We start from the raw sequence: 26359 nt of genomic DNA on the forward strand, positions 1-26359 counted from the left end.
CATCATGCAGGATGTTGAAGCTGTTCAGACCTGCCCTGGCTGCTATGTTAAAATCACGCCATGACAACGCTTAAATTGAAACCTGGTTCTACCCCTTCTGCGACTAAAGAAGCAGGCAAGCCACCGGTGCGTCGCGCTGATCCCTCAAAGCGTTCTCGTACCACCGCACCTACACCAAAAATCCGGCCTCCTGAAGCGGTACTGCCTGAGAAAACGCAATCAAGGCCTGCAGCAGCATCGCCTACGCGGGAGCGTCAAGCCAGGCCGGATGCGGCCAGAAGAGGTGCGGACGGAGCGACGAGAGAAAGAACGGAAAGAAAGCCAGGGAGTCATCAGCCATCTCCTGCGCGGTCGCTGCGTGCTCAAAAAGAAGAACAGCCACGCCAGTTTGCTGACCGTGACACCCCCCGCCGAGGTGGCAAGTTCAGGGATGGGTTTGAGCAAGGGACATTCAATCAGGACAGGAAGACCAATCCCAAGTTTTCACCAGCGCCGGTTTCCAGCCAGCCAGAACAACCGCGTTTGTCCAAGCGCATGGCAGAGCTTGGACTATGCTCACGGCGCGAGGCGGATGAGTTTATCGTCAATGGCTGGGTGACTGTGGACGGCAAGGTGGTCGATATATTGGGGACTCGCGTTTCCCCTGATGTCGAGATCAAGATCAGTAAAGAGGCGCAACAGCATCAGGCTGAAATTGTCACCATTGTGCTGCACAAGCCTGTCGGTTATGTGTCAGGGCAGGCGGAAGATGGTTACCAGCCAGCTGTGGTGCTGGTGCATCCGGATAATCAGTGGACAGAAGACCCTAGCCAGAAAGTATTCAAGCGTGGGCATTTGCATGGCCTGGCACCAGCTGGGCGCCTGGATATTGACTCTACCGGCTTGTTGGTACTGACGCAGGATGGTCGTGTGGCCCGTCAACTGATAGGCGAGGATTCCAACGTAGAAAAAGAATATCTGGTTCGGGTTGAGGGTGAGTTGAGTGAGGATGGCATGAAGAAACTCAATTTTGGCTTGAGTCTGGATGGCGTTCAACTCAAGCCCGCCAAAGTCTCCTGGCAGAATGAGGACCAGTTGCGATTTGTCTTGCGGGAAGGACGCAAGCGCCAGATACGTCGCATGTGTGAACTGGTGGGGCTGACGGTGGTTGGACTCAAGCGCGTGCGGATAGGTAGCGTCACCTTGGGTAAATTGCCGGTAGGCACCTGGCGTTATTTGCGTCATGGTGAGCGTTTTTGATGTAGCTTGCCTGCAATCAATGCATGCAGGTGAATGATTATTGAATCTGGATAGGAAAAATAATGGGTTTGTTCGATAGTATTGCCGGTTCCATGATGGGCAAGCTGGCAGGTGGAAGCAATGCCAACCCCATGCTGCAGGCTGGGCTGGATCTGATCAATCAGTATGGTGGCGCCGAAGGCGTACTCAACAAGCTCCGTGAAAGCGGTCTTGGTGATGAGGTCAGTTCATGGCTGGGACAAGGCGCCAATCTGCCTATTTCCTTGCAGCAGATATTGCAGGTGTTTGGCCAGGAAGCGATCAAGTCCATGGCGCACAAATTTGATCTGCCTGCAGATGAGTTTGGCAGCAAGCTTGCGGAGTATCTCCCCAAGGTTATCGACAAGCTAAGCCCGGATGGCAAAGTGCCCACCAGTCAGGTGGAACTCATGGCTCGGGCATTCTCTTTGCTTAAATAAGCACTGCTGACAATGTAAGCTCGGTGATTTTATTTCATACTGATTTCATTGTGTTCCGGTAGAACACGTTCAGGCAGCAGCGTTTAAGTGGTGCTAGCCACTCAACATCAATTATCAAGAATCTTAAGAAAAGTAACTAGAACATGGATTTCATACTGCTACTGAAAGCATTTGTACTTGGCATCATAGAAGGGGCGACTGAATTCCTTCCTATCAGCAGCACGGGTCACCTCATTATTATTGGGGACTTGCTCAACTTCAACGATGACAAGGGCAAGGTATTCGAGATCGTGATCCAGCTTGGTGCAATTCTCGCGGTATGCTGGGAATACCGTACGCGTTTGACAGGCATTGCGACCAGTTTGCATACCTCAGCATCACAACGTTTTATCATCAACCTGTTTATTGCCTTTCTTCCTGCTGCCTTGCTGGGTCTTGCGCTGCATGGTTTCATCAAGGAGCACCTGTTCTCACCAATCACGGTGGCAGTCGCCTTGATCGTCGGTGGTTTTGTGATCCTGCTGGTGGAAAACCTGTATTCGCACGATAAAGCACCCGCTGCGAAAACATCCAGCCTTAATGAGCTTGGCGCTTTGCAAGCGCTCAAGGTCGGTTGTGCGCAGGCGCTTGCCATCATGCCCGGTGTCTCGCGTTCAGGGGCTACCATTCTGGGCGGCATGATTTTCGGCCTTAACCGCAAAACGGCGACCGAGTTTTCATTTTTTCTGGCGATTCCGGTGATGATCGCGGCAACGTTCTATGACGTGTATAAGAATCGTGCGTTGTTTGTGGCAGAGGATATTGCCATGTTTGCTGTGGGTTTTATCACGGCGTTTGTAGCGGCATTGATTGCGATCAAGACCTTGATCCGGTACGTTGCCAACCACGACTTCAAGGGATTTGCCTGGTACCGGATTGTCCTGGGTATTATCGTGCTTGCTTATTACTGGTAAGGCTTTCATGGTCTATTGCCTGCTGTGTTCCTGTCAGAAGCACAGCAGGCAACAGACCATTTCCGACTGCCTGATACTGGCAGGCAGTGTTAAACTTTCTCCTTCTTCGCTCCCAACAATCAGGAAGAGTTAATGAATAAACTTCTTAAATACTCCTTGTTTGGCCTCGGTGGTTTTGTGCTGGTGCTGGTCATTATCGTGGTGGTGTTTGCCGCCACCTTTAATCCCAATGATTACAAACCGATGATCGTCAAGCTGGTGAAGGATAAGAAGCAACGTACGCTGAATATAGAAGGGGATATCAAGCTCGCCTTCTGGCCCAAGCTGGGTGCAGACCTTGGCAAGATCTCCCTCTCGGAGCACAACAGTGACAAGGAGTTCGCTGCCGTCAATGGTCTCAAGGTATCTCTGGCACTATTGCCCTTGCTCAAAAAGGACCTGGTGGTGGATACCGTATACGTTGATGGTGCTAGAGCCAATATCGTGCGGTACAAGGATGGCACTACCAATTTTGATGATTTGCTGAGTCAGGATGAGGAGGAGCCATCCGAGCAGATCAAGTTTGATATTTCAGGCATCAATGTCAGTAATTCTGCCGTGAGTTTTCGCGATGAGCAGGCCGGTAGCGAATACAGTATCAACAAATTCAACCTGGAAACAGGGCGTGTTGCTCTGGCTACGCCATTTGACCTGGCGACAGATTTTCAACTGATTACAAGCCAGCCCAGGGTGAATGCAACGGTTAAACTCAACGGCAATTTCATGGCCGATATTGAAGCCAAGCATTTTGCTGCCAGCAAGCTGGATGCGGTGATCAAGGGAGATATTGCCACGATAAATGGCGCTGATATCCGGCTGACCGGGGATGTGGACGCGAGGCCTGACAATATGGAGTTGCTGGTTAACAGCTTGAAGCTGGCGTTTTCCGGTAACCTGGATGGTGCAAAGTTAACGGCAGATATCGCTGCTCCCAAACTGGTAGTGCAGAAAGATACAGTGAGTGGCGAGCAGGCGGAACTGGCATTCAGCCAGGAAAGAGGCATGGATATCCTGAAAGCCAAGCTGATATTAGCGGATATCAAGGGCTCGCCACGTGAGTTGCAAAGCAGTGGCATCAATGGTGAGGTTTCCATCAAGCAGGCGGAGCGCAGCGTAGAGAGTAAATTTTCTTCACCATTCAAGGGCAATCTGGAGCAACTGGTGTTTGAGTTGCCCAAGCTGGTCGGCAAGATCGACATCAAGGACAAGGCCTTGCCCAAAGGGGCAGCCCGCGGTGATTTTGTGTTCAAGCTGTTGGCTGACGTTAAACAGGAAAAAGTGAACAGCGAATTTAGCCTGGATGTTGAAGATACCAAGCTCAAGGGCGATGTGGCGGTGGCCGGTTTTGCCAAGCCTGATATCAAGTTCAACCTGAATGGGGACAAGCTGGATCTCAATAAGCTATTAGGGAGTAAAACAGCAGCCAAGCCTGTGGACAAGCCAGTGGCTAAACCTGCAGCCAAGGGCAATGTGTCGGCTACTGACCTGTCTGCGCTGAAGAGTCTGCTATTACAGGGCAACGTCAATATCGGCAGCATCATCTATGAGCAGTACCGTTTGTCTGGCCTCAAGCTGGGCATCAAGGCAGATGGTGAGCAGCTGAATGTCAGCTCTTTCAATGTCAAGCTGGATGAAACTACCATCAAGGGCAAGTTTGGCATTAGCCGGTTTGCCAAACCTATCTATCATTTTGATGTTGATATCGACAAGGTGGATGCGGACCGTTACATCACGGATTCAGAAGCCAAGCCTGCCAAGAAAGAAGAGGCGGCAAAGCCAGCCAATCCCGATGCGCCTATTGATTTAAGTGCCCTGCGCCAGCTTAATGCTAATGGCGAATTGCGCATAGGCTGGCTCAAGCTTGCCAACGTGAAAAGCACCAATGTACGTATCAAACTAAAAGCGGACTCGGGGGTGGCCGAATTATCCCCTTTTTCCGCTAATCTCTATGAGGGCTCCATGAATGGCGCCCTGTTGGTTGACGCGCGTGCGACACCAAGTATTGCCATCAAGCAGGATATGAAAGGTATCGCGGTGGGGCCTTTGCTGGTGGATGCCATCAATAACGACATGTTAAATGGCAAGGGTAGTCTCAGCCTGGATGTGACTACCAAGGGTGATACGGTGAGCGCGCTCAAGCAGGCGCTGAATGGCAAGGCTGCCCTCAATTTAAGTAATGGTGCGGTGAAAGGCATTGATATTGCCGGTACCCTGCGTGGAGCCAAGGATAAACTCAATATGCTCAAGGGCAAGAGCAGTGTTGAGGGGGATAAAAGCAAGCAAACTGACTTTAGCGAGATGGTGGCTAGCTTCAATATCAAGAATGGCGTGGCCCATAATAATGATATGAGTATGAAGGCGCCGTTGTTCCGTATCACGGGTAGCGGTAATGTGGATATTGCCAACGAAAAGCTGGATTACCTGGCCAAACCGACCGTGGTGGCTTCGCTCAAGGGACAAGGTGGCGCGGATTTGCAGGAGTTGAATGGACTGACTGTACCGGTCAAGCTCAGTGGCACGTTTGCCAAGCCAGCTTATGCGATCGATTTTGCAGGATTGGCAACGGCGCTTGCACAAAAAAAGTTGCTTGAGGGGGCTGGCGGTGCCAAGGGCGAGGCAGTGAAAAACTTGCTGGAAGGTAATCGTGAAGATGCCCTCAAGTCATTGCTCAACAAAAAGAAGCCTGATGAGAAGGCGCAGGATAGCAGTGGTGAGAGCACGGCGCAGCCGCCCGCAGCCACTCCTGAAGAAAAAGCCAAGAAAAAACTCAATAAGCTGTTGGGTTTGTAAGCATTCACATGTCAGTAGCTTCCAGTCTGATTCCTATTGCAGAGCGCCTGATCGCCTGGCAGAAGGTGCATGGCCGTCATGATCTACCCTGGCAAAATACGCACGATGCCTATGCTATTTGGGTCTCTGAAATCATGCTGCAGCAGACACAGGTAACCGCCGTCATTGGCTATTACCAGAAATTCATGCAGCGCTTCCCGGATATTGCCAGCCTGGCGGCCTCAAGCCAGGAGGACGTGATGCAACACTGGAGCGGCCTTGGATATTACTCACGTGCGCGCAACTTGCACAAGTCGGCGCAAATCATTGTGCAGCAGCATGATGGAGATTTCCCGCAGGATTTTGACGCGATACAGGCATTGCCTGGCATAGGCCGTTCAACCGCGGCGGCCATCTCTTCTTTTGCATTTGGATTTTCCCAGCCGATTCTGGATGGCAATGTGAAACGTGTGTTTGCGCGCCATTTTCTGGTGGAGGGTTGGCCGGGATTACCACGGGTGGAAAAGGGGATGTGGCAGATTGCGCAAGAGATGCAGCCCGAGCAGGAAATGGGCGCATATGCTCAGGGCCTCATGGACTTGGGCGCGACCTTATGCACACGCAGCCGCCCGCGTTGCCTGGATTGTCCTTTGCAGGACAGTTGTGGAGCCTATCTGCAGCAACGGGTAAAAGAGTTGCCTGCGTCCAAGCCACGCAAGGTGATTCCTGAAAAGCAGGTACAAATGCTGATCTTGCGGCATGGTGATCGGGTATTGCTTGAAAAGCGTCCAGGGAGTGGCATCTGGGGCGGCTTGTGGAGCCTGCCCGAGCTGGCATTGGAGGAAGACGGTGTAACGTGGGCACAGCAACACCTGCACATGCGTGGCTTGGCGCTGCTGGAGCCATTACCTCTGCTGAGCCATGCATTTACCCATTTCATATTGCATATTCAGCCACAGCCAGTCTTGGCGTTGGAGTTGCCAATGCAATTACAAGAACCAGGCTGGGCATGGATGGAATTATCGCAGGCCATCAATGCTGCATTGCCGGTACCAGTACGCAAGATATTGCAGCAATTACAGAAGCGCGACTCTGGTAGCCCTGCCACTGAGCAACGCCAGCTAGTGTTTTCCTGATCTTGGTGACTTAAGCCGCTTTTGTGATGAGCCTGGCTTTGCGCTTGCGTAGCCAGATGATGATCCCGGTTATGCTCAGCATGGCAACCACTGCACCCATGATGGAAATCATCACTCGCCCCGGTATGCCCAATATGCGCCCGGAATGCAGCGGGAACTGGGCTTGCATGAAGATATCACCAGCACTGCCACTACCAGGAATCACAGTCCCGGTGGGAGCTCCGTTCTTGCCGTCAAAATACAACCAGGGGTTACCCAGGCCACCATCGCCGTGATCATGACCTGCTTCAAAGAAGCCTACCCCGTAAATGCCAAAAGCAGGTGAATAAAACACCGCACCTGCGGGTGCTGTCCAGCCTCGTTTAACCGCTTCTTTCTTGGCAATTTCCAGTATGGCTTCTCGCTTGATTCCAGGTTCTATAGGCTGGTCTTCAGGATTGGGGATGCGAGAGGCAAAAGGATTGGGCGTCAGCGTCGAGAATGTTTCCACAATGGGGCGCATGACCTGAAAGTTAAGGTTCATGGAGACAGAGGTGACTGCCAGCAGTAATAGCAGCAGCCAAACCCAGACGCCGCCAGAACGGTGTAGGTCGAAATTAAGTTTATGCCCACCCTGTTTCCAGCGAAAAGCAAAGGATTTACGCCATGACTTGACGTTGGGGAAGGATATCCAGAGGGCGATCAGGTTATCCAAGACCCAGATAATGGCGATGATACCCATGAACAGTACGCCTAGCTCTATGCCCCAAGCGTCGGGAATATGCATGCTGTAATGCAGTTTATAGAGAAAAGGCAGAAGGTTCTCCCGGCTCAGGGATACTTCACCCCACAAGCGCTTGCCCTGTATTTCACCATTGACCGGATTCAGGCCAATCTGGTTGTAGCCCAGCGCATAAGCTTTGCCCGTTTGCGGGTTCATGCGTGGGTTAACGCCTATGCCCAACGTGTGTTCTGCCTCGATATTCAAGGGTAAATAGGTCACCAAGACTGTTGAGTCACGCTGTTCCAGGGTATTGGCAAGCTGGAGTGCATCCTGATACTGGCCAGTGCTATTGGCCTTGAACAGGTGGGGATTTAGCCACTCATCCAGTTCATGGTCCCAGGAAATGACAGCCCCCGTTGCTCCGGCAATGAACAGGAATACGGCCATGGTCAGGCCAAACCAGCGATGTAGTACAACTAGATATTTACGCATTACAGCTTGTTTTCATAACAGGTGGATTCTCAAGAGACTATTTTATATAATTGCTAATGAGTTTTATTAAAATAAATAATTAATTGTAATTTGATAATGCAGTGCATCTGAATCGGGGATTATGCGCAGTCTGGCATGTTCCGGTTCAGTGTGTCACTTGGCCGGGTTTGCTGCTGTGTGTTTTCAACACTTTGCAGGAGCATCATGAACCCTCCATCATTTTATTATCAATGCGCGATACTCGTTTCTTTCATGCTGGTTCCCTGGAGTGCGCAGGCTGCGGAAGAAAAACTGCCTGAAGTCCAGGTGAATACTCAAACCGAGCAAGAAAGCCCGACCGGTTTTGTCCGGGGATATACCGCCAAACGCAGTGCCACGGCTACCAAGACCGATACTTCCATCCTCGAAACCCCGCAGTCCATTTCTGTCATTACTGCGGATCAGATCGAAGATCAGCGCGCTCAATCCATACAGGAAGTATTGCGTTACAGCGCTGGTGTGGTGGCTGACCAGTATGGACTGGATTCCCGGGCCGACAGTTATGCGGTGCGCGGCATGGATGCCACGCAATATCTCAATGGTTTGCGCGGTATCAATACCTTCTATTCTGAAACTACGCGACCTGATCCCTATGCCATGGAGCGGGTCGAGATATTGCGTGGACCTTCCTCCATGCTGTATGGGGGCGGTGGGGTAGGCGGTATCGTCAATCTGGTCTCGAAACGTCCGCAGGAGATTGCAAAACGTGAGATGGGTGTTTCCCTGGGCAATTATCAGCGCAAGCAGATACAGGCGGATTTCACTGGCCCAGTCGCTGATTCGGACACATTATTCTATCGGCTGGTATTGCTGGGACGGGACAGTGACAGCCAGGTCAAGCATGCCTATGACGAACGTACATTGATAGCGCCTTCCCTCACCTGGAAACCCAGTGACAAAACCAGCCTGACGCTGTTGGGGCAATACCAGCTCAATGATGGCAGGCCTACCCCGCAGTTTCTGCCCTGGTCAGGCGTATTGCGCAGCAACCCTAATGGCAAGGTTCCTGGTGACAACTATATCGGTGATCCCAGTTTTGACCGGTATACGACAGAGTCTACCCATCTGGGATGGGCATTTGATCATGCGTTCAATGACACGATCAGCTTCAGGCAGAATGCCAGATATACCAGTAGCCGCAATGATTACCGCAGCCTTTATCCCAATAGCTTCAGCAGCAATCCCTACATAGACGCCAGCCAGCGGGTACTGAATCGTTATGTGGATGTATCAATCAGCGATTCCACGACGGTTAATATCGATAATCACTTGCAGGCTAAATTCAATACTGGCAGTGTTGAACATACGGTGCTGCTGGGACTGGATTACGCGCGTTTCCGCCAGGCCAGAACCAGTGGGTCTGATAGTGGCACCGGGAACCCGATTGATGTGTATGACCCGGTGTATAACCCCGTGGATACTTCTGGCCTGTCGTTAACCGATCAACCGGTGGCGCGACTATTCCAGACTGGTGTCTATCTGCAGGATCAGGTGAAATTTGACCGGCACTGGATACTCACGGCTGGCATCAGGCGGGACGATGCCAAAAACCAGAAGGATGGTTCAGATGCACAGCGTGATCATGCGCTGACGCAGCGTTATGGTCTGAGCTATGTGGCAGACAATGGCTGGGCTCCTTATGTGAGTTATGCGGAATCTTTTTTACCGGTGGCTGGTACCAGCAGGGGAGGAGAGCTATTCAAGCCCCAGGAAGGCAAGCAGTGGGAAGTCGGTATCAAGTACCAGCCTGTAGGTTCACGTAGTCGCTTCACCGCAGCACTGTTTGATATTCATGACAAGAATCGCACCACACCAGACCCTCTCAGTCCTACAAACTCTGTGCAGAAAGGTGAAATCCACTCGCGTGGGCTGGAGCTTGAGGCGGTCACGTCCTTGCCCAATCATTTGGATATCATTGCCAGCTACAGCTACACCGATGCGCAGTACAGCAAGACCAATATTGCCTCCGAGAAGGGCAATCAGGTGGAAACCATTCCCAAGCACCTGGCCTCAGCGTGGGCCGTCAAGCGGTTCTCAATCGCTGAGATTAATGGTTGGCGTGCAGGGTTGGGTGTGCGTTATCTAGGCAGTTCGTCGGACTCTAATGATCAGATCAAGGCCCCAGATGCAACTCTGGTGGATGCAATGCTAGGGCTGGATTACGGCTCATGGCGCTATGCGCTGAATGCCAGCAATCTGTTTGACAAGGAGTATGTCTCCACTTGTCTTGCACGAGGGGATTGCTGGCTGGGTGCTCGCAGGCAGGTGATAGCGAGTGCTACCTACTATTGGTAATCAAGGTGGGGTGGCTTGAGGCATAAAAAAGCCCGCAATGCGGGCTTTTTTAAGTATTGCCTAAGAACTCAGGGTTGAGTGTTAGATATCGCCCCAGCTCTCTTCCCACATGCAGTGCTTGATCTTGTGGCGATTGGCAATCAGCTCGTCAATCGTAGGTTCGTCGTTCAGCGCGCGCTTGATTGCCAGCTTGGTGGCTTCATAGTTGTTCTTGTACATGTCAGCCTTGTCCAGCTTGCCTTCCTTGGCTAATGGACCACAGCCTGGATCGATCCAGACCAGGCTCACGATACACAGGTCGTTTACTTGATCCTTGGGGATAATGCCTTCGATCACACAGTCCAGAATCGCGTCAGCTGTAGCAGCCTGTACCACGCCACCGAACAGTTCGACATTGATGGAATCTTTCAGGGTGACTTTAGGTACCATCATGGTGGCTGGGCGCACCAGCTGGTTGATGTCGCGCACGGCAAACATCGCTGTGTGGCCTTTGCTTTGTGCCATCATGTTGGCAAATGCAGCGCCGACTGGACCATCAACGGCGCCAATCAGGATCTCTGGCATGGCCGCGGTAACGTCTTTGCCTTCACTGAAAATGGTGGCTTCACCGGCCTTGAAAACGATTTTTGACATCTTGATATCCTTAAGGAGTGGTAACGAACTAAACGGCGTATTTTACCCAAGCAGCAGTGGCTGGGCAAATCAGCGCCACGGGTAATCAATTACTTATATGCAGTTTCATGGCTTTATGCGGGATGCCGGCATCCATGTATTCATCACTGGCAATCTTAAAGCCTGATTTTTCATAAAATGGAATTGCGTGCGTTTGTGCCGATAGATGGATATCCAGCCAGCCGTTTTGCCTGCACGCTTCAATCGCAGCGCGCAACAAGGCATGCCCAACACCTTTGTCCCGCCACGCTTTTAAAACCGCCATGCGGCCTATACTGCCATCACTGAGAACGCGGGCACTGCCAATAGGCTTGCCATCCTCTGCCAGTGCAAGGAGATGGAGAGCGGTGCTATCCAGGCCATCCCATTCCAGTTCTGCCGGGACTTGTTGTTCCTGGATAAATACTTGTTCACGAATATTGGAAATCTGGGTCTGATAGGTTTGCCAGTCGGCAGTCTTGACGTAGAAATTCATAGTGACCATTTACTCAGTGGTGGATTCATTAATTTGCTGCTCGCGTTGCTGGGCAGCTTGTTCCAGGGTATGGCCGGCATCCTTGGCTTTTTCGAGTGCTGCCCGCTGGTTCTCGGCAATTTTCCCGCCAGAGGTATCACCTGGGGTGCAGGCATTTAGTGCCAGTAGTGACGCGATGATAAGTAAGGTTTTCACGGAATCTATTCCTTTATCGGCTTGCAGCTGTTGGCGCTTACGGGCATCATCTCTTTTTCGCCAGAGGCGATTCTATAATTAAATCTAAAGCACATGGCAATTGTGCGTTCGGAAGAGAAGGTAAGATAATGACTAAGTTTTTAGGTTTTCTTGGGCGCATTTTGCTCGCGCAGATTTTCCTGGTTTCCATTCTGTTTCAGCTAGCCATCATTTTGCAAAACCCGTCAGGATATGAGAGTTATCAAGTGTATCTTGGCCACTTTGGCTTGCCGGGCCTGTTTGCTCCCCTCATGATCCTGGTTCAGCTGGTATTTGGCCTGGCCTTGTTCCTGGGATTCAAGACCAAACTGTCTGCTTATATACTGGCTGTGTATGCCATCTTCGTTGCGGTGTTCCTCAAACTGCCTGATCCAACCCCAGGTAGCGGTTTGATCGGCCTGATGCAGTACCTGGCAATTGCTGGCGGCTATATCACGCTGGCCTTGCATGCGCCTACGGCATTCAGTCTGGACAATCTACGCAAGAAATCCTAAGAATTGTTTAGCTAAGCTTGTGAAAAAGGGCGGAGTATCCGCCCTTTTTCATGTCAATGACAGCTTAAGCCTCGGCCAAATTTCTTGGTATCTTGAACACCACATTTTCCACTACACCATTCAATTCCTGTACATCGGCGGCACCCAGTGCCTTCAGCTTCGCAATCACTTCCTGTACCAACACTTCTGGGGCTGATGCGCCAGCAGAGACGCCGACACGCTTCTTGCCAATGATCCAGGCTGGATCCAGCAATGAGGCGTTATCCACCATATAGGACTCTATACCCTGGTTTTGCGCCACTTCTCGCAAGCGGTTGGAATTGGAGCTATTGGGTGAACCGACCACCACGACCAGATCGCAATCCTTGGCCATCACCTTGACCGCATCCTGGCGGTTCTGGGTGGCATAGCAAATAGAATCACTGCGCGGTGGGGTGATGTCCGGGAATTTTGCCTGCAGTGCACTGACGATGGAAGCTGCATCATCAATGGATAAGGTAGTCTGAGTTACATATGCCAGTTTGGCAGGATCTTTGACAATCAGGGTGGCGACATCCTCGGGCGACTCCACCAGGTACATGCCACCTTTAGACTGCCCCATCGTGCCTTCCACTTCAGGATGACCTTTATGGCCTATCATGACGATTTCCTTGCCTGCGGCACGCATTTTGGCGACTTCTATATGCACCTTGGTGACCAGTGGGCAGGTTGCATCGAACACTTGTAGTCCGCGGGATTCTGCCTCTGCACGCACATCTTTTGAAACGCCATGAGCACTGAAAATGACGGTGTTGCCTGCAGGTACCTCCTCCAGCTCTTCAACAAAGATCGCGCCCTTCTTTTTCAGGTCATCTACGACAAATTTGTTGTGAACCACTTCGTGGCGCACATAAATAGGCGCGCCGAATTTCTCCAGCGCCTGCTCAACGATGATGATCGCTCTATCAACACCGGCACAAAAACCGCGGGGATTTGCTAATACTATTTCCATTATTTTCTCTGAGTAACTCTTGTGAGCTGCTGCAGACCTTGTATTTACTGGCCTAGCCAGTGTGCAAACGTCAGCAACAACAATAATCCTATCATTAATACCAGTACACGCCAGACCAAGCCGACCGCGCTGCGCAGGTAATCTGCATCAGCCTCATCTCCCAAGCCAATCTCTGGCCTGAATACCAAGACGCCTTTGAGCGGTAAAGGTTCACCCACCCTGACACCCAGCGCGCCAGCACCACTGGCGAGTATCATGCCCAGTGCCTTATCCGGCCAGCTTTCTGCCTGCGCACGCCAGCAATACACGGCATCTTCAAAATCACCCACAATGGCAAAGCTGCCTGCGGTGACAAAAGAAGGTGGCCAGTTGAGCCATGAAAATATCTTGCGGGCTAGCTGGTTGAATGGCGTTGCTTCCTGTGGTTGCCATTCCATGGTCACGATATGAGACAGCCTATAGAGTAACGCACCGGCCGGGCCCAGGATGACAAACCAGAAAATAGGGGCGAACAGGCCGTAGTGGGCACGGGTCAAGGTAGTTTCTATGCTTAATTTGGCAATCTGTGCTGTATTCAGGTTATCGGTTTCCACCTTTTCCCAGTTGGCGAGCAGAATACGCGCTTCGTCTATATTGCGGTCACGCAAGGCGGCGATGATTTGTTCAGCACGTGGACCGAACTGGCTGAGTCGCAAAGTGAAATAGAGAATGACGACGCCAAACAGGATGCCGAGAATGACGTTGATTTCAAGCAGTATGTAATACAGGATACCAATCAGCAGGCTTGGAACGAATACGGTCAATATCCACGCAGTCAGGCCTTGCAGGCGATTTCCGCCGTTGAAGTTACGTTCCAGCAGGTTGGCAAACGGGGAAACAATCTCCTGCAACCAGTCTAGCTTGTGATGTGGTCGATAGTAGGTGAGCGCTAATGCTCCAATGAGAGCGATAAAATTCAAGGCGTTACTCCTGCAGTCTTTTCAGATTGTGGGGAGGGTTCCAGCGGCATTTCTACGGATAATACACTGTCATGCACGATTTCTACTGTAGGCAGGTTCAGTGTGGTTTGCTTGGATTTCACGAACTCCAGCAGTTTTGAATAGGTTTTGCCATAAGCCAGCAGGGGGTGTGCCTTGATTTGTGCAACGAATACCTTGCGTGTGGGTACAGTGTCGACTTTCAGTGGTGCTGCCGGGGTGGCGTCAGCAGTAATGATAAAGCCAGCCCGGGCGTGTAGTTCTTTATAGGATGTGGTCCGTGGATCACTGAATATCAGCGTGATCTCAGGGCCGGGCTTGATGTGTTGCTGTTGTAGTTCGTAGAGAACTTCCTCCTGCTTCAATGATAGTTTGGAGTAGGGGCCTTCCGCCTCCAGATAGGCGTAGCGATAGTTGCCGCGCTCACTGATTTCAACAGTCGCTGAGGAAAACAGACCCCACCACCACAGCACCACTAGGACGGGGATCAGGAATAGCAGTAAAAAGTAGGGTAATTGTTTTTTCACGTTCTTGTGTGGCCGAGGCTGGCGGCTGTATTGATTATCTGTAGAAAAGATACCACATACCAGTGGCCTGTTCACAGCACTTTCGCAGTGCCGTATGCGCGCCATAGGGTTATATATAGTCAACCTGCATAGGGCTTAAATGTCAGTATAATAGCCCTTTTGCGCCAACTCGCCTGCTGAGCCCATGATGAAAAACACTGCCACACTGCTCGTGACCTGCCCAGATCGTAAAGGGATTGTTGCCTCGATTGCTGACTTCCTCTATCGGCATGATGCCAATATCCTGCATGCTGACCAGCACCAGGATGCGGAGAATAACCTGTTCCTGATGCGCGTGGAGTGGGATCTGGAGGGATCAGTGATCAATCAGGACAACTTTGCCGAGCACTTTACGCCAATTGCCGAGCAGTTCGAGATGGACTGGCAGCTCAATGCTTCACGCAAGCGCCCGCGTATGGCCATCATGGTCTCACAGTATGATCACTGTCTGGTAGATTTACTGCACCGCCATAAAAGCGGCGAGCTGGATTGCGATATTCCGCTCATCATCAGCAACCATCGGGATACAGAAAGCCTGGCAGCCTTCCACAACATCCCGTTTGTTCATATTGAAGTCACCAAGAACAATAAAGCCGATGCCGAGGCACGACAGTTCGCCTTGTTTGATGAACACCAGGTAGACCTGATCGTGCTGGCGCGTTATATGCAGATTCTTTCACCGGAGTTTGTCAGGCGTTATCCACATCGCGTCATCAATATCCATCACTCTTTCCTGCCGGCCTTTATTGGTGCAAGACCTTATCATCGTGCATTCGAACGAGGCGTTAAATTGATTGGGGCTACCAGCCATTACGTCACGGAAGTATTGGATGAGGGTCCTATCATTGAGCAGGATATTGCACGTATCTCTCATCGTGACCAGGTGGAAGACCTGATCCAGAAAGGACGAGATCTTGAGCGTGTGGTGTTATCACGTGCGGTGCGCTGGCATATTGAAAACCGTATCCTGCTTTATGCAAACAAAACGGTCATTTTTGATTAAACCTGCAAGAAAGCGTTGAAAAGTCGGCAGCTATGACGATTTTTCAGCGGCTATCACTGTGTGGGCGGGCTTTTCGGCGCCTGCTCGGAGCACGACAGGCTTGATTCATCTATAGTCCAATCGGACTAAAACCCCTTAAAAAGGTAGGTCAAACGCTGACAGTGGGCATACATGTCCTTTAGACTAGCTCGCAGAATTTATATGCAGGCTTGCTGATTGCTGGCATGTTACTTGCGCACTGATGGTTGAAGCGTGTGGGTTGTTTTTATTGAAATACAAAAGGTTGTGCAGGGTGTGGGTTAACAATCGTTGACAATGACGGGCTTGAATCTAGGCTATATTGAAGCGACTGGATGGGTAACCATTCGCTGGCGGCGTCATCACAATCATCATTCAAATTATAAAAATTGTAAGGGTTTAATGTGTTGAGCAAACGTAAACACTTCGTGCTTAAGTGCACGTGGCCTATGTTGGTGGTTTCTGCAGCTTGGGCTGCGGAGCCGCAAGGGGACCAGACAACAGCACCTGCTACGCCTTTGCAAGCTGCTTCCAGTGCGGCGCATGCAGCCGTCCAGGCAGCCAATGCCGCTGCCGTTGCAGCCACTGCTGCAGCTAGTGCTGCCACCGCAGCGGCAAACGCCGCTAGCGAGGCGGTCAGGGCAACCGAGCAGGGCATGAGACAGCCGCAACTGGTGATTGCACCTGCTACGCCAGAACAACTTGCCAAGCCGCCTGCTGCTCCTGTTGTGGCAGTTCCCAACACCATGCAAAACCAGCCTCAACAAGCTGCCAAGCTCAACATCTCCCCTATTGGTTTGCAGCCGCTCAACCTGGACTTGCCTACCCAAGGGCAGTCGGTAGCAGAAGTCCGTGAATTAAGCCTGTCGCGCCTGTTCGGCGTGGGGGCGATCCCAGTGGCCGTGGCCAATGAAATTCATAATGAGTACCTGAGTAGCGAGTACGCCGATAATCGCGCATCTGATAACCCAGCCAATGTCGTGGATACCATGGATTTGCGTGGTGCAACCGATGCGGCAGTGGATTTCAGCCGGGATGTACACGTGGCGGATGAGCGTGTGAACCAGGCTGAGGCACAATCCAAGCAGGCTAGAGCCTTGCTGTTGCCTAATCTGTCTGTACGTTATGGCAAGGGCCGTGAAATTTCCTCGCCTTCTTCTGCGATTGATGCCCGTACTGGCTCGCGTATGGAAGAGTCTACCCATACTCGCACTGACCGCGCCATTACCTTGCGCCAGCCATTACTGGACTTACCATCCATTTATGACTGGAAGCGTCGCCAGGCTGTGATCAGCTCCCGCGAAGAAAGCCGTCGTGGCAGCCAGGGCGATGCATGGTTGGCTACCGTTAATGCCTATCTGGGATTGACCACTAGCCGCCTGATTGCTGATTTGTCTCTTGGATATGAGAACCAGCTGAACGAGTTGTTCAGTTATGTGGATAAGCGCGCTAATGCAGGTGCCTCCAGCAGTGCGGATAGAGAACGTGTTCGTGCGCGTAGCCTGTCAGCCCGTTCTGCCCGCACCCAGCAGGAAGCTGCCCATTCTGCGGCCAGTGTGGAGTTTTTGCGCCTGACCAATATGGCCCCCCAGCAAATCCAGCTGCCTGATCGCAAGGACATGGGCGTGATCCCGGAGACAGCCTCTGATGCGGTCAAAATTGCAATGAATAACAGCCCGGACATTGCTTCCTTGCGTGAAGAGCTAAAAGCGGCACAGATCGACCAGAATGTGGCGCGTACACGTTATGCCCCGCGTCTGGATCTCGAGCTTTCACGCCTGACCACGAATAACGCAGGTGGCCCCGTAGGTGAGCAGGACGACAAGCGCTTTATGGTGGTCTTGAACTGGAACCTGCTGAATGGCGGTGGTGATTACTACATGACCAAGGAAAAGTTGTCGCGCATCGAGGAAGTACGTTATCGCGTGGATGATCTGCAACGCCGTATCACCCAGGCCATGATTTCACAATATGCCATTCTCGAATCTTCCCGTGAGCAATTGGTGGCTGGGTATCGCGAGTTGAATGCGATTACCTCAGCGGCAAATTCCATGTCCGAGAAAATGTTTGCTGGTAATCAGTCTCTGCTGGATCTGCTGGATGTCTATGATCGCCGGTATCAGGCTCGCACCAGACTGGTGACACTGCATGCGCAGGAAATTGATGCCTTGTCACAAATCAGCCGTTTGCTTGGTCAATCGCAGCCTGCCACTTCCCTTGCCCTGGGTACGCCAGGGTTCAGCGCGGCTCCGGCTAAAAATGCAGAGCTTGATGAGGGTAGCACCGTGGTGACTCCCCTGACCCCAGCTGAAGATGGCGCTGCTGTGCCATTGATCAAGGAATAAAAGAGGAATATGCATGCAAGTTGATCACGAACAGGAAGACAGCGGGATTTTCTGGCCAGGTTACGTCGACGCCGTCAGTAATCTGGTACTGAATCTGTTGTTTGTTGTCGTCATCATGACCATCGCCGTATTTATCTTTGCGATGGAGCTGGGACGCCGCCATGTCACTGCAGAAACCCCGGTGGCACCGCCCAGTGAGCAGCAGTTGAAAGTCTCACAATTGACCCCGTCTGATATGGAGGCGATTGAACCTACTTCCAATCAATCGGATGACGATGCTGCCAGGTTGCGTTTGCAGGTGGATGCTTTGCAGCTGCAACTGGCAGCCTTGAAGGGCAAGGATCAGGAAGCCAAGCGTCTCAAGGAAGAGCTGGCCGCATTGCAGCATGAGAAATCCATCGGTAAAGGTGGCCCGCGTCGAGTGGTTACGGCCAGTATCAGGGCTGAAGAACCAAGCATGACGGTACAAGGGACACAGGGTGGCTTGGTGGTGGACTTCGTGGATGATGCCATTACCATCTCCAGCGATGAAGCAACAGGCTTGCGCGGCCCGTTGGAGGCGATTGTTGAAAGGGGTGCCGCAACGCTGGAAGTCACAGTGCCTCCAGGCTTTACCGAGGCACGCCGTCTGGCTTTCTATCGTGCCATGGCGGTGCGTAATCTCCTGATCGAGATGAAACTGCCTGCTGATCGCATCAATGTGTCTATCGTAGATGGCAATGCAAGGTCGGATAGTTCGCTGGTGTCGGTGATCCCGGCAGCAAGCAAGTCCGAGTGATGAGCTGGGTAAGCCGTCAATGGGCTGCCATGACACCGCAGCGCGCCTTTGTACTGGTTGTGGTGCTTGCAGTTGCCAGCTTGTTGACATGGGCGGCTCTGGCACAGGTAGACCTGATTGTGCGCACAGTGGGCCGTGTTGTACCGGCAGGCAAGGCACAGATTGTGCAGCATCTGGAAGGCGGCATCGTGCGTACCATCCTGGTTCAGGAAGGTGAAGTGGTCAAGGCCGGCCAGCCATTGGTGGAATTGACGGATATCAAGGTGCGCTCAGATCTTGGACAAGAGCGTACCAAGCGTGATTCATTGCGCGGTCGTGAAGCGCGATTGCTGGCTGAAGCCAGGGGCAAGACCAGTATTGATTTCCCAGTCGATCTGCATGATCCTGAGGTCAGGCAAGTGGAGTCAGCGGCTTTGCAGGCGCGGGTATCCAGTGTGAATGAAGAGTCGCGCGTGTTACGTGATCAGAGTGCGCAAAGACGTGGCGAGATTGCAGAAATTGAAACCAGGCGTAAAAACCTGGTGATTGAAATTGACCTGGCCCGCCAGCAACACAAGCTGGTTGATGGCCTGCAAAAGAATGGTGCGGCATCCAAGATGGAGTTGCTGGATGCAGAAAGCAGACTACAGCGCATGGAGTCTCAGCTTAAGGAAGCGGAAGCGACATTGCCTAGGCTGAGAGCTGCGCAATCGGAGAGTGAATCCAAAATTGGTGAGCTGTGGGCGCGCTTCCGGGCAGATGCCACCGCGCAACTCACTGATGTGAGAGCTGAGTTACAACGCTCCACGCTTGAGTTTGAAACGAGTGCAGATCGCCTGGACCGCAATGTGGTACGTGCGCCCATGGCAGGTTTTATTAATCGCATGATGTTGTCTACGGTAGGTGGCGTGATTCGCCCGGGTGAGCCTTTGCTGGAGATCACACCAGAAGATGAACATATCGTGGTGGAAACCAAATCCAGGCCGGATGACCGGGCCAACCTGCGCAATGGATTGCCAGCACGGGTGCGCATAGGGGCATTTGACTACGCGACCTATGGAGCATTGCCTGGCAAGGTGACTGAAGTGAGTGCAGATACATTGTTTGATGAACACGAAGGTTATTACTACCGGGTGAGGGTAGATGTAGGGAGTATCAGTGACATCAAACTGGCCAAAGCGGCTGGGCCGATTTCTCCTGGTATGTCGGTTACAGCGGATATTGTGGTAGGCAAGCGTACGGTCCTTTCCTATCTGCTGTCGCCGATGATGCGGTTCGGGGATCGTGTATTCCGCGATCCAAGATAATTCAAGATCAATTTTAAGATTATTTGTTAAAGGTAAGATCCTCATGCTTAAGCGACTAAGAATCTATTATTTTTACGCGGCATTGCCATTCGTTCTATTGTTGCTGGGCGCGGCTTTTTATCACAACGCTATTCTGAAAACTCTGGTCGAGAATCCACATCCGCAGATCAATTATGTGATCTTTTTCATCACCCTGCTCGGTGGCATCCTGATTCTGATGACTGTGCACCGCCTGCTTAAAGAGGCGGCCAGGCTAGATGACTTCACCTCGGCGATACAATCAGGAGAAGGCCCGGCCCAACTGCAAGACAGGGCACAGGCATACGACGGAGATATTGCCTACGTGTTGCGCATGATGGCAACATCCAGTGGCCGTGGCATTGCCCACCAGGAACAAGTCGCGATTGATGCCGAGCTGAACAGCGCCGGGCGTCGCCTGGTGAACCGCAATGCCTTGCCCCAGTTCTTGACCAGCCTGCTGGTGGGTCTGGGCCTGCTGGGTACATTCATCGGTTTGTTGGCCACGTTGGATGACATTGCTTCCCTGATTTCCAGTTTTGCCACGGTTAATTTGGCGGTCGATAGCCCGGTGGAAGTATTCCGTGACATGGTGGCACGTATGCGTGCACCTATGCGCTCCATGGGGATTGCCTTCTCTGCATCACTCTATGGTTTGTTAGGTTCCATTATTTTGGGTTTCATGATGGTTGCGGTGCGTCGCTGTAGCCAGGAAGTGCTTTCCCTGCTTGGCTCTGAGGTTGCGCAACATATTGAGCAAGCCCTTACTCGTACTGCAGTTACACAACAGAATCAGGGCAATGGCCTGGTTGTGGGGGGCGCTGAACCAGTGGTGCTGGATAGCGTAGGTGGCTTGATTGGCACTGGTGGTGGACACATTGCAGGTATGGATCCAGCAGAACTCAAGTTCCGCCGTGAAATTGCAACTGAAGAAATTCGCGTATTGCGCCGTATTGAGGAGCGCCTGAGTGAATCCTCGCGTTTGCAGGATAGGGCATTGCAGGCGGAGCTGGATAACTTCAGCAAGCAGCGCAGTGAAATGATGCGTGCCATGGCCGATCACAACGAATCCGTTTCGCAGTTCCGCGGTGAGTTGCAACGTGTAGGCCGCCAGCTTGGGACGATCTTGAGCCTGATGGAACGTGGTAATGCGGACATGCTAACCCAGCTGAATGATCATTTCTCTGAGTTGATCCAGACGACAGTACGCCAGGGGACTGACCTTGCGCGCATGAGCGACATGATGACGCGTATGACCGATGACTCGATGGAACTGCGCACCAATATTACTGAAATGATGGGCAGATTCTCGCCCGCTGAACAGCGTGCATTGATGGAAGGCCTGCTCGAAGAGGCAAATAAACAATCCAGTGGCCAGAATCGCCGTTAAGCGATATAGGCACCATGTTGTAAACGCCACCGGCTGAAGCTGGTGGTAAATCGATAGCAAGGAGTACCAGATCATGGCAATTACCCAACCCGCAGTCACTGAGCAACGTAACGGACCAAGTACCAAGCAAAACCACGTGACCAACGTTACGCGCGTCAATGCCGATGCAGATGGCGTCATCCGCCTGACGGAAAGCCACGGCGCACTGAAATCCGTCGATGTGGCCGACGTTGATCTGGTGCTAGGGTTTGCCGATGGTACTTTTGTCATTATCCCCAACGGTGCACTGGATGCCTTGGAGCCGGATGCTGCCAAAGTACAGTTCGGCGATCAGTTCAACACCAGCCTCACAGACCTGTTCAAACAGGTGGGTACTGTGGATGCTGCTGACGCAGGCAACCTGCGTATCATCAGTGAAAACATTGATACCCGCCTCACCGAGCTGCAACCTGACGAAATTGATTACAGCTCCCTGTTCATGGCGATGAATCCGCAAACAGCGGTTCCCGCTGCCCCTGCCGCTCCCTTGCCACAAGCACCCACCCTGCCCCAGGCATCGCAAGTTCAGCGTGGCAGCATCAATGGCCGCGGTAACAACAGCGGCGAGATGATGGACGCGATTATTCCGCCGCGGGTGGATCAGCCTGCTACTTATCGCGTTGGTAATCGGATTGAAACGACTGAGACATTACAGAATTTACAAAACATTGGGTTTCCTGTGATTGATGGCAAGCTATACGTGAGTGCAGAGTTCAAGACAGGTACCGCATTTAGAACTGATTTGCCAACGGGTGCTCGTGATCCCAATGATGCTACTCATACGACAAATGCTGGGGAAGCAGCAGCGCAAGCTTACCGAGAAATTATCACAGGTAGCAATGCTGGAAATGATGTCATCACTACGAGCTCGCAATTTTCCGGCAATGAGTGGAGTAAAAATCTATTCATTTCAACCAACGGATTTAACACGGTTGATTCATTTGTCATTATTCCTACCAATCTTCCAGCAGGTGTTACATTAAGACTCAGTACTGGAAGCCCCGGATCTATAGTCCCAACTGCTGATGGGTGGGCCATTTCAGCCGATGCATTAGTGCAGCAGGCTGATGGGTCATTTGGTGTAAGTCTGGAAGTTGTTTATCCACTCACGGCAGATGGCATTGCTGTCATCAATCAAGACTTTACACTACAAGCGGTCATTAAAGGATCATCAGGCCCACTCAGCTTTCAGGTAGCCAAGGACTTTTATTTCAGTTATCGAGATGCAACTACTGAGGCTGATTTTGCCGCAGTTGATGCTAAAGGTAATGCATTATTTGTTTTACCAGCCCGCGGTCTTGGCTATGACATCAATGCTGGTGATGGGGATAATCGAGTCACCGCAGGTGCAGGTAATGATTCTATAGTTTCTGGCAATGGAAATAGCACATTAAATGGTGGTGCTGGTAATGACACTATCGTGGCTGGCAACGGAGATAACATCATTAATGGTGGAGCAGGCAATGATTTAATCATTGTTGGTACAGGCAACAACATTATTGATGGAGGTGAGAATACCGCTTCTGGGGCAACTAGCGATTCGGACGCTATTAGCTATATCAATGTGAGCCAGTCAGTCTTTGTTGATTTGCGTGCTGGTAGGGCATGGTGGGATGGGCTGAATGGCAGTAATACCAAGGACACTTTGAGCAATATCGAGAATGTTGTTGGCTCGGGCGGCAATGACCACTTGATTGGTGATCAAAATGCCAACTCCATTTTAGGCGGAAATGGGGATGATACGATTGAAGGTATCGCCAATACTGGAACTGCTGGCGATACCCTGGATGGCGGTAGTGGCAATAACAACACCCTAAGCTATCTCAATGCTACAGGTACCGTTACTGTAACGTTAGGAAATGGTGACGCGAAAGGCTCCGGTAAGATTGGCTCATCTCCCGCAGATGACTTATATCATTTCACCCATATTACCGGCTCAGCTACCGCTATCAACAACCTGACCGGTAATAATTCAAACAATAATATTCAAGGTGGTGTAGCCAATGACACTCTCAATGGCGGCGGCGGTGATGACTCATTGATTGGTGGTGGTGGTAATGACAGGTTAATTGGTGGTACAGGAAATAACAAACTGTATGGCGGTGATTTATCAAATGGCATAGGTAACAATACTGCCAGTTATGAAACAATGAGTTCAAGCCAGCATGTATATGCATATCTGAATAATGATGGCACAGGATGGGGATATGTCAATCATGGAGCCAATACTCCTAAGGCCATTATTACATCAACTGGAAATGTTGCGACTGATGAATACATGAATGGTATTCAAAATCTAACTGGAGGTGATGGGAACGACCTGCTCAGAGGCAATACACAGAATAATCGCATCGAAGGGGGAGTGGGTGATGACACGCTAATGGGTGGAGGAGGACAAGATACTTTGGTTGGGGGCGCTGGTAACAATACGGTAAGTTATGAATACTCATCCGGTACAAACGCTACCAACGACTTCAGTCTGATCAACTTAAGCACCACTAATCGTACAATCACCATCGGTGGGAATCAATACACGATTGCAGCTCAGTCTACTAACATTAAAGATACTTCAATTCCTGCCTTAAGTAGCCAAGACAGACTAGAAACTATTCAGAATGCGATCGGTACAAGCGGCAACGACATCATTATTGGTAGCAGTGGTAGCAATCGCATTGAAGCTGGTGCTGGCAATGACTGGATTGATGCAAGGCAAGGAAAAGACACTGTTCTAGCTGGAAGTGGCAATGATACGATCTTGGGATCAGTAGATGCTTCGAATGGAGCAAATAACTTCGCCAATCGATTTGCCAGTATTGATGGTGGTGCAGATACTGACACTTTAATTCTAAGTGGCTTCAACGGCTCAGGCTATGCCCTCTCTACATTGAGTAGCCTAGTTAAAAATATTGATATATTAAACATTCAAGGCGACACCAATGCTATATCTACCACTCTGACTGTTGACTCAGCCAGCATAAAAAGTATTGTCACAGGCAGCTCAACGGCTGTCGGCAATACAGCTTTGGTACTCCAACATGGCGGTGAAGATAATCTCAACTTTGCGTTGAATACTGGTGAGTATATTCGTTTAGGTACTGCTCCCAATGATCCGATAGTTAGTAACTTTAATAGCCTCTCAGACGGCGTCTACACTATCTACAATAGTACTAATGTGGCAATTGCGCAGGTTACTTGGCAAACTGTCTAATGGGAGCACCAATAACACACCGCCCATTTGACTCCTTATGGTTGTTACTCAAATCTCAATGGCTTGAGGTAGGCCTCTCCAGTCTTCTAATCAACAGCGGCCAAATCCTCCTGCCGCTGTTTTCCATGCTGGTGTACGACAAAATCGTCAGCAATGGCGTTTTTGAGACGCTATGGGCGCTGGTGATTGGCATGATGATCTTTATTGCGCTGGATGTTGGCATGCGCGTCACCCGTAACTGGACGGTGGAACGCGTGGCGGCAGATATGGCACGAAAGACGGATGAAGGTCTCTGGCATAAACTGCTGGCGGATCGCGATATGCCTGCGGGTGGAGTGGCCACTTTCCTGGCGCATTATCGTGACCTGACCAACGCGCTTAATTTTGTTTCATCCACCTATTTACTCGCCATAGCTGATTTGCCGTTTTACCTGCTTTATATGCTGGTGATCGGTTTTATCGCCTGGCCCGTGATGATTCTGGTCGGGGTGTTGACCCTGCTTTATGCTGGAATAGGTTATCTGCTTCAGCTGCAGACGCTCAGGCTTAATCGCGAGACAGAACATAAATCCACGCAGCGCATGGCGTATATCGGCGAAGTGCTGCAAGGCATGGAGATTGTACGCACGGTGCCGGGCGTAACGGGATTGTTGCAAGGCTGGCGTACTCAATCTGAGACAGTGAGTGAGCTGGAGGCTGCGCGTCGCCTGTCTGCAAGTCATAGCAATACGTTGTCTGCTGGCATGATGACATTCACCACGGTGTCAGTACTTGCGTTGGGGGCTTACCTGATAGAGGCGCGGACATTGTCGGTGGGTGGGCTGATTGCCTGTTCATTACTTGCTGCTCGCGCCATGATGCTGGTGACGTCTTTGTACCTGGTGTTGGGAAAATGGGAAGACTTTACCCGTTCTGCCAAGCGCATGGATGGACTGCTTGAAAGTGGCAAGGAGGCGCAAGGTATAAGCAATGAGGTAGAGCAATCGGCTCCTCATGCCTCATTTGCTGTTAGTAAGCCGCAAGCTAAAGGCGATATAACCTTGTTGCGTTTGACCAAACGGTATCCTGATCGCCCTGCTGCTCTTGAAAACGTAACGTTGAACATTGTCTCTGGTGAGAAAATCGGGCTGCTGGGACGGCCTGGTGCAGGCAAGACGACATTACTCAAAGCGATTGCTGGCTTGAGTATCGTGGATGAAGGCGAAGTGCTGATTGATGGTTACGAGTTGCATGCTATTTCACCAGCAGATCGTGCCAAGTGGATGGCGTATAAACCGCAGGATCCGGTATTGTTTGCGGGTACGCTGGAAGCCAACTTGTTATTGGCAGGGGTGAAACCGCAAAGCGAGCGCATGGAGCAGGCACTGTGGGCATCCGGTCTTGATGAAGAGTTACGTCAGGGCAGGTTAACTTTGACCATGGCGATTGCTGATCGTGGGAGCAATCTCTCAGGAGGGCAGCGGCAGAAAGTGGCATTGGCGCGAGCTTTTGCCCAACAAAGCTCCATACTTTTGCTGGATGAGCCCAGCCTGGGCCTGGATCCAGAAGGTGAGCAGTTACTTGCGACGCGTTTACCGCAGTTGGTGGGCAACGGAAATCTTATCATGATTAGTCACAGTGCCGCCATGATGTCTGCGGTGCAACGTATTGTGGCGATGGACGGTGGAAAGATTGTGGCCGATGGGACTAAGGAAAAACTGTTGCGGCCTGCTTAAGAGGATATAGATAAATAAAAAGCCAGC

The 26359-nt window shown here is 51.4% G+C and carries 21 protein-coding genes; 14 read left to right on the forward strand and 7 right to left on the reverse strand.

The window, feature by feature from the left end; translation table 11 throughout:
• Positions 1 to 60: 60 nt before the first annotated feature.
• The 5 genes from LG201_RS11945 to mutY all read left to right on the forward strand — a co-directional run bounded on the left by LG201_RS11945 (position 61) and on the right by mutY (position 6594).
• The gene (locus LG201_RS11945; protein ID WP_226772433.1) at positions 61 to 1239 is read left to right on the forward strand and encodes a pseudouridine synthase; all 1179 of its coding nucleotides are present in this window, start codon (positions 61 to 63) and stop codon (positions 1237 to 1239) included.
• A gap of 62 nt (positions 1240 to 1301) precedes the next feature.
• The gene (locus LG201_RS11950; protein ID WP_226772434.1) at positions 1302 to 1697 is read left to right on the forward strand and encodes a YidB family protein; all 396 of its coding nucleotides are present in this window, start codon (positions 1302 to 1304) and stop codon (positions 1695 to 1697) included.
• Positions 1698 to 1840: 143 nt separating this feature from the next.
• Positions 1841 to 2650: an undecaprenyl-diphosphate phosphatase gene (locus LG201_RS11955; protein ID WP_226772435.1), complete on the forward strand. Its 810-nt coding sequence runs from the start codon at positions 1841 to 1843 to the stop codon at positions 2648 to 2650.
• A gap of 132 nt (positions 2651 to 2782) precedes the next feature.
• Complete coding sequence (locus tag LG201_RS11960) at positions 2783 to 5479, forward strand: AsmA family protein (protein ID WP_226772436.1); 2697 nt, start codon at positions 2783 to 2785, stop codon at positions 5477 to 5479.
• Positions 5480 to 5487: 8 nt separating this feature from the next.
• Complete coding sequence (gene mutY / locus LG201_RS11965; RefSeq protein WP_226772437.1) at positions 5488 to 6594, forward strand: A/G-specific adenine glycosylase; 1107 nt, start codon at positions 5488 to 5490, stop codon at positions 6592 to 6594.
• A gap of 10 nt (positions 6595 to 6604) precedes the next feature.
• Here the strand turns inward: mutY and LG201_RS11970 are convergent, their stop codons facing one another.
• A complete protein-coding gene (locus LG201_RS11970) occupies positions 6605 to 7789 on the reverse strand; it encodes a PepSY-associated TM helix domain-containing protein (RefSeq protein WP_226772438.1) in 1185 nt (394 codons plus the stop codon).
• Positions 7790 to 7993: 204 nt separating this feature from the next.
• Here LG201_RS11970 and LG201_RS11975 point away from each other — a divergent pair, with 204 nt between their 5' ends.
• Positions 7994 to 10123, forward strand: coding sequence for a TonB-dependent siderophore receptor (locus tag LG201_RS11975; protein ID WP_226772439.1), 2130 nt, complete (start codon positions 7994 to 7996; stop codon positions 10121 to 10123).
• Positions 10124 to 10204: 81 nt separating this feature from the next.
• Here LG201_RS11975 and fae read toward each other — a convergent pair whose 3' ends face one another.
• The 3 genes from fae to LG201_RS11990 all read right to left on the reverse strand — a co-directional run bounded on the left by fae (position 10205) and on the right by LG201_RS11990 (position 11465).
• On the reverse strand, positions 10205 to 10756 hold the full coding sequence (gene fae / locus LG201_RS11980; protein WP_226772440.1) for a formaldehyde-activating enzyme: 552 nt from the start codon (positions 10754 to 10756) through the stop codon (positions 10205 to 10207).
• An 85-nt stretch (positions 10757 to 10841) separates the two neighbouring features.
• Positions 10842 to 11279 carry a GNAT family N-acetyltransferase gene (locus LG201_RS11985; protein ID WP_319006056.1) on the reverse strand — a complete coding sequence of 146 codons (438 nt, stop codon included), beginning with the start codon at positions 11277 to 11279 and terminating at the stop codon, positions 10842 to 10844.
• A complete protein-coding gene (locus LG201_RS11990) occupies positions 11280 to 11465 on the reverse strand; it encodes a hypothetical protein (protein WP_226772441.1) in 186 nt (61 codons plus the stop codon). It lies immediately after the preceding gene.
• A 128-nt stretch (positions 11466 to 11593) separates the two neighbouring features.
• Between LG201_RS11990 and LG201_RS11995 the strand changes: the two genes are divergently transcribed.
• Complete coding sequence (locus tag LG201_RS11995) at positions 11594 to 11998, forward strand: DoxX family protein (RefSeq protein WP_226772442.1); 405 nt, start codon at positions 11594 to 11596, stop codon at positions 11996 to 11998.
• Between the two features lie 64 nt (positions 11999 to 12062).
• On the opposite strand, the gene ispH is transcribed toward LG201_RS11995, so the two are convergent.
• The 3 genes from ispH to LG201_RS12010 are packed head-to-tail and all read right to left on the reverse strand — an operon-like array spanning position 12063 to position 14493.
• Complete coding sequence (gene ispH / locus LG201_RS12000; RefSeq protein ID WP_226772443.1) at positions 12063 to 12989, reverse strand: 4-hydroxy-3-methylbut-2-enyl diphosphate reductase; 927 nt, start codon at positions 12987 to 12989, stop codon at positions 12063 to 12065.
• Positions 12990 to 13033: 44 nt separating this feature from the next.
• Entirely contained in the window at positions 13034 to 13948 is a 915-nt protein-coding gene (locus LG201_RS12005; RefSeq protein WP_226772444.1) for a CobD/CbiB family protein, read from the reverse strand.
• The gene (locus tag LG201_RS12010; RefSeq protein WP_226772445.1) at positions 13945 to 14493 is read right to left on the reverse strand and encodes a GyrI-like domain-containing protein; all 549 of its coding nucleotides are present in this window, start codon (positions 14491 to 14493) and stop codon (positions 13945 to 13947) included. The genes LG201_RS12005 and LG201_RS12010 overlap by 4 nt, the downstream gene beginning before the upstream one ends.
• 187 nt (positions 14494 to 14680) lie before the next feature.
• Between LG201_RS12010 and purU the strand changes: the two genes are divergently transcribed.
• From purU to LG201_RS12045, 7 genes are all read left to right on the forward strand, one after another.
• Positions 14681 to 15535 (forward strand): formyltetrahydrofolate deformylase, encoded by an 855-nt coding sequence (gene purU, locus LG201_RS12015; protein WP_226772886.1) that lies wholly within the window; start codon positions 14681 to 14683, stop codon positions 15533 to 15535.
• Between the two features lie 467 nt (positions 15536 to 16002).
• The gene (locus tag LG201_RS12020) at positions 16003 to 17898 is read left to right on the forward strand and encodes a TolC family protein (RefSeq protein ID WP_226772446.1); all 1896 of its coding nucleotides are present in this window, start codon (positions 16003 to 16005) and stop codon (positions 17896 to 17898) included.
• A gap of 13 nt (positions 17899 to 17911) precedes the next feature.
• Entirely contained in the window at positions 17912 to 18676 is a 765-nt protein-coding gene (locus tag LG201_RS12025) for a hypothetical protein (protein WP_226772447.1), read from the forward strand.
• Positions 18676 to 19962, forward strand: a complete 1287-nt coding sequence (locus LG201_RS12030) for an HlyD family type I secretion periplasmic adaptor subunit (RefSeq protein ID WP_226772448.1) — start codon at positions 18676 to 18678, stop codon at positions 19960 to 19962. The genes LG201_RS12025 and LG201_RS12030 overlap by 1 nt, the downstream gene beginning before the upstream one ends.
• A 43-nt stretch (positions 19963 to 20005) precedes the next feature.
• Positions 20006 to 21370, forward strand: a complete 1365-nt coding sequence (locus tag LG201_RS12035) for a hypothetical protein (RefSeq protein ID WP_226772449.1) — start codon at positions 20006 to 20008, stop codon at positions 21368 to 21370.
• A gap of 220 nt (positions 21371 to 21590) precedes the next feature.
• Positions 21591 to 24617 (forward strand): beta strand repeat-containing protein, encoded by a 3027-nt coding sequence (locus tag LG201_RS12040; protein ID WP_226772450.1) that lies wholly within the window; start codon positions 21591 to 21593, stop codon positions 24615 to 24617.
• Positions 24617 to 26332 (forward strand): peptidase domain-containing ABC transporter, encoded by a 1716-nt coding sequence (locus LG201_RS12045; RefSeq protein WP_226772451.1) that lies wholly within the window; start codon positions 24617 to 24619, stop codon positions 26330 to 26332. The genes LG201_RS12040 and LG201_RS12045 overlap by 1 nt, the downstream gene beginning before the upstream one ends.
• The last annotated feature ends 27 nt before the right edge of the window (positions 26333 to 26359 follow it).

Source organism: Methylobacillus gramineus (assembly GCF_020532675.1).
Lineage (GTDB): Bacteria > Pseudomonadota > Gammaproteobacteria > Burkholderiales > Methylophilaceae > Methylobacillus > Methylobacillus gramineus.